At 57.3% G+C, this 5,159-nt stretch carries 4 protein-coding genes; all 4 read right to left on the bottom strand.

The genetic code is table 11. The features are described from left to right. Positions 1-1,425: nickel ABC transporter ATP-binding protein NikE (nikE, locus tag ABYT07_RS18625; protein WP_372993521.1), on the bottom strand; the 1,425-nt coding region annotated here is incomplete at its 3' end. Further along, positions 1,422-2,261 (bottom strand): ABC transporter permease, encoded by an 840-nt coding sequence (locus ABYT07_RS18620; RefSeq protein WP_372993520.1) that lies wholly within the window; start codon positions 2,259-2,261, stop codon positions 1,422-1,424. The genes ABYT07_RS18620 and nikE, both read right to left, overlap by 4 nt. Positions 2,262-2,275: 14 nt before the next feature. Further along, a complete protein-coding gene (locus tag ABYT07_RS18615; RefSeq protein WP_372993519.1) occupies positions 2,276-3,244 on the bottom strand; it encodes an ABC transporter permease in 969 nt (322 codons plus the stop codon). Positions 3,245-3,304: 60 nt separating this feature from the next. Continuing rightward, positions 3,305-4,858 (bottom strand): ABC transporter substrate-binding protein, encoded by a 1,554-nt coding sequence (locus tag ABYT07_RS18610; RefSeq protein WP_372993518.1) that lies wholly within the window; start codon positions 4,856-4,858, stop codon positions 3,305-3,307. Positions 4,859-5,159: the final 301 nt, after the last annotated feature.

Raw genomic sequence — 5,159 nt, 5'->3', positions numbered from 1 at the left:
GCGCAGATCATGCGTGATGAACAGGATTGTAAGGTTCCGCTGTGCCTGAAGGTCGGCAAAAAGCGCCAGCATTTGCCGCTGCACCGAAACATCCAGCGCCGACAGCGCCTCGTCTGCGATAAGCACCTTCGGGTTTGCGGCAAGGGCACGCGCGATACAGACCCGCTGACGTTGCCCGCCCGACAGCTCATGCGGGAAGCGATTGATGAATCCCCGCTCCAGCTTTACGTCATCCAGCAACGTCAGTGCGGTCTCGGGGGCGTCGCGGCGGCTGTGTCCGTTCACGCGCAGCACGTCTATGATCGTGCGCCCAATGGTGTGGCGCGGGTTGAGCGCAGCACTCGGATCCTGGAACACCACCTGCATCCGGTGACGTGCCTTACGCCGCGATAATCTGTCCAATACCAGAATGTCTTTGCCTTCAAGGTCAATCTCGCCCGATTGCGCCTCCTCGAGACCAACAAGACATTTCGCAAATGTTGATTTTCCAGAGCCGCTTTCGCCGACGATGCCCACTGTCTCACCGGGCTTTACGCTAATGGAGACATTGTCGAGCGCGGCAACAGGACCAGTTTTGGTAGCGAATGTTTTGACGATATTGCGTGCGTCGATCATCGGCGCGGACGAATCCATCGTACTGCGCGGTGCCCAATCGGGGATCGCGGCGATCAGCTCGCGGGTATAATCATGCTGCGCGCTGCGTAAAAGTTTCGGCGCGGTTCCCTGTTCGACGACCTCACCTTGTCGCAACACGACGACGTCATCAGCGATCTGGGCGACGACGCCGAAATCATGGGTAATGAACAAGACAGCCGTGCCGAATTCGGCTTGAAGATCACGGATCAGGCGCAGAATTTGCGCTTGGGTGGTGACGTCAAGCGCGGTTGTCGGCTCGTCCGCGATCAGCAGCTTGGGGTTCAAGGCCATTGCCATCGAGATCATAACGCGCTGGCGTTGGCCGCCGGACAATTCAAACGGATAGGCATCAAGGATGCGCGGGGGATTGGGCAATCGCGCCAGTTCAAGCAATTCCAGCATGCGCGCGCGGCGCCCCTGTTCAGGATCGATGCCATGGGCGGAAAACACTTCGTCAAACTGTGTGCGGATGCCGCGCACAGGGTTCAGGGCCGACATCGGGTCCTGAAAGATCATCGAGATTTCCTTGCCGCGCAGGCTGCGCATTTCTGGCGCGGGCAAGCCCACCAATGACCGTTCGCCAAAGCGGATATCGCCCCCGGTGACCTTGAGTTTGGAGGACGGCAGCAGATCCATCACCGCGTTGGCGATCATGGATTTACCCGAACCGCTTTCCCCCACAAGACACAGGGTCTTGGCGCTCTCGACGGTAAAGCTCACGCCCTTCACGATCTCGACCTTGTTCGCAATCCCGACATGCAGGCCTTTGATATCAAGTACGCTCATCATGTGTTCTCCCGGCGCTCAAAGAATGGGTCCTGACTGTCGCTGATCGCGTCACCGATGATGGAAATCGCAACCACTGTCAGCATGATCGCGAGGCCGGGCATGAAGGTCAGCCACCAGCTTTGCGAAATGACGGCGCGGGCGGCACCGATGAGGTAGCCCCAGCTGACGACATTGGGATCACCTAATCCCAGAAAGCTGAGCGCGCTTTCAAACAGGATTGCCATGGAGACCATCAGCGCAGACATCACGATCAGCGACGAAAGCGCGTTCGGCAAGACCTGACTGAAGGCCACGCGCAGGTTCGATTGCCCCGAGAGCAAAGCCGCCTGCACAAATTCGCGACGCCGCAGGCTGAGAAATTCGGCACGTGCAAGGCGTGCAACCGGCGGCCAGCTGACGACCGAAATGGCAACAACGACCGAGGTGATCGAGGGCGAGTAAACCGCGATAAGTAGCAGTGCGAGGGCAAAGTTCGGCACCGTCTGAAATAGCTCTGTGGCGCGCATCAGCAAGCTGTCGATGCGGCCCCCGAAGAAACCGGCAATGCCGCCCACGGTTAAACCCAGCAGCACCGCAACCACGGTCGAAACCAGACCAATGCCCAGTGACGTGCGCGCGCCGTACATCATCATCGTAAGCATATCACGGCCCAAGGCGTCAGTGCCCAGGGGATGCTTCATGTCGGCAAGAGGCAACTGAAACGGTCGCGCAACCATGCGCCACGGGCCGTCTGGAAAGATGACAGGTGCCAGCAACGCGAGTGAACCGGTGATGACAAGAAACAACACTGCGATGATCCCGTCAGGCCGTGAGATAATTGATTTCCAGATTGGCATTGTGATGTCCTTTCTCAGGCGGCGCGGGTGCGCGGATCAACGAAACGATAAAGGAGATCGACCACCAGATTGGCGAGGATCACAATGAGCGATGTCATGATGAACACGCCGACGACCACGTTGTAATCGCGGGCAATCAGGCTGTCGTACATCAGCCGTCCGATACCGGGCCATGCAAAGACGGTTTCGGTCAGGATGGTACCCGCGACCAACTGGCCCGCCTGAACGCCCGCCATTGTGGTGATCGGTAAAAGCGAGGTGCGCAGCACATGGCGAAACCAGATACGGCGGGGCAGCATGCCTTTTGCGTGTGCGGCTTTGACGAACAATGTGTTGGCCACATCGGTCATGGAGGCGCGGACGAGACGCGCATAGATCGCCATGGTAAACAGCGCCGAGGCTGTCGCGGGCATGATCAGGTGATGAATGAAATCCAGCGTGGCGCGGAACCCTTCGTAGCCCGCGCCGATGGTCTGTGTACCGCCTGCGGGCAACCAGTTCAGCTTGGCCGAGAACAGGATAATCGCCAGCAGGGCAACCCAGTAATAGGGGGAGGAAAAGAACAAGACCGAGCCGAGCGAGATCACGCGGTCAATCCACGTGCCACGAAAGACGGCGGCGGTAAATCCAGCCAACGTACCCAGCACCAGCGCCATTACAAATGCGGCCCCGGCGAGGATCAGCGTGTTGGGCAAGCGCTCAAGGATCATGTCTAGAACGGGGTGCCCTTCACGGTAGGACATCCCGAAATCAAACATCGCAACATTCTTGAGGTAGAGGGCAAGCTGCACAATGACTGGCTTGTCCAACCCCATCTGGATGCGCAACTGCTCGATAAATGCGGGATCGCCGGATGCGGCTTCCCCTGCGATGAATTCTGCGGGGTCGCCGGGGGCAGAGCGGATCAACAGGAATGTCCCCGCAATCACCAGTACAAGCACCAGCACACGTTTGAGTGTTTCAATGATCAGGGTCTGGGCCACGGGCGCGCCTCCTTGGAGTTTACAAAAAGGCCGGACAGCATATGCCGTCCGGCCGGTTTTTCAGTCTTCGATATAGACGTCAGCAAAGTTCGAGCTGAGGCCCGTACCGTTGGTGATCAGGTTCTTTACCTTGTCCTTGTAGAGCGTCGGAAACTGCAATTCACCGAGCCAGACAACAGGAGCCTGATCCGCGATGCGGCGCTGCGCCTGACTGTAGAGGTCCGCGCGCTTTGCGTTATCGACTTCGCCATCAGCACCATTCAGGAGCGTATCGGTCTCGGCGTCCTTGTACATCGCGACGTTGTTCCATGGCGATCCGGCTTTTGCAGCAATCGACAGGAAGTTGCGCGATACACCGATGGCCGGGTCTGCACGCTGGTAAAGGTACATCTGCGCAAGATCATAGTCCCGATCTCCCAGTCGCTTGAGAAACGCGCCGGGGTCCATAGAGTTCAGGCTCGCGTTAATCCCGACATCTTTGAATGCCTGAACCTGATATTCGGCCAGACGCGACCAGCTGGACCCAAGGAAAGACGCAGGCATCAACTGGATCTCACGGCCATCATAGCTTGACGCTTTCACCAGCTCGCGCGCTTTATCGGCGTCATAGGCATAGCCTTCGGTTTGATCGTCAAAGAAGCGCGTCTTTGATCCGATCGGGCCCTTTGTCGGCGTGGAGAGGCCGCTGAACACGACGTCGCGGATGAAATCCTTGTCCATGGCGAAGTTCATGGCGCGGCGGAAATTCGGATCGTCAAAGGGTGCTTTTTCATTATTCACCCAAAGGAAAGCGTGGGGAGAAAAGAATTCCCAGCCCTTGTCCGTGATCTGCGCCCCGTCGAGAGCGGCCAGACGCTCCACATCGAACAATTCAAGATTGGAGGCAGAAACGACATCAATTGCACCTTGCTCGAACGCAACGGAGCGGCCTTGGCTGTCGGGGATGATCACAAAGAACAGCTCGTTCAGATAGGGCTGGCCGTCTACATGATAATCGTCGTTGCGCACCAGCTTGATGAAGTTGCCCTTTTCCCACTCGGCCAGTTTGAACGGACCGGTCCCCACTGGGGTGTCATTTGCAGGATTGTCGCGGAAGGGTGCGTCACCCCCATAGATGTGATCGGGGATGATTGGCATCCCACCGAGTGAAAGGCCATGCGCCAGCGCAGGAACAGGGTTTTTCAGGCTAAAGGTAACTTCCAGCGGACCTGTTGCCTCGACTGATGCGACCTGAGGCGCGATAACAGCGAGGTTCGGATTGGCCGCGGCCATTACGTTGAAAGATGTCACAACGTCAGCAGAATCGAACGCTTCGCCATCATGCCAACGCACATCGGGCTTGAGCTGCACGGTAAATGTCAAATTGTCATCGGATGTTTCCCACGATGCGGCCAGACCGGGCAGAACAGTCAGGTCGAAGCCATAGGTAAACAAGCCTTCGAACATTTTGGAAGTCAGAATTTCCGCAGCCCCAAGTCCTGAAACGCCAGCCACTGCACTGGGTGGCTCAGGGCTCAACGCGACCTTCAGCGTGCCCCCTTGTTGCTGCGCGGATGCGGACATGGCCAATCCCATGACCGTACCTGCTGCGATGATAAGTTTAAAGATACGCAAAGTAGTTCCCTCCGGTTGGACGCGCCTGTGACCGGCGCAGTTACATTACGTCAAGCTTGGAGAGAGATTCATATTATGTCAACTGTTGACAGTTTACAAAAGCAAAAATATGTTCAATTCGAAGCCTGCTCTCACGACATTTTCAAGGAATTTATGCATGACAACCCATCTGCCCGGCCCGTTCAGCCTCGTCCCGTTCGTGAGTGTTGATGATATGATGAAGCTTGTGATCGACATCGGCGTGGAGCAGATGCTTAGCGAACTGGCCGACGAGATCGAGACCGACTTCCGCCGCTGGGAG

Source organism: Sulfitobacter sp., from assembly GCF_041552635.1.
GTDB lineage: Bacteria > Pseudomonadota > Alphaproteobacteria > Rhodobacterales > Rhodobacteraceae > Sulfitobacter.
The sequence above is the reverse complement of the archived record's forward strand: the minus strand, read 5'-3'. Positions and strand labels throughout refer to the sequence as shown.

Bases quoted from the DNA above. Each gene is read 5' to 3' on its own strand.
- ABYT07_RS18620 (WP_372993520.1), bottom strand. From the start codon at position 2,261: ATGCCAATCTGGAAATCAATTATCTCACGGCCTGACGGGATCATCGCA.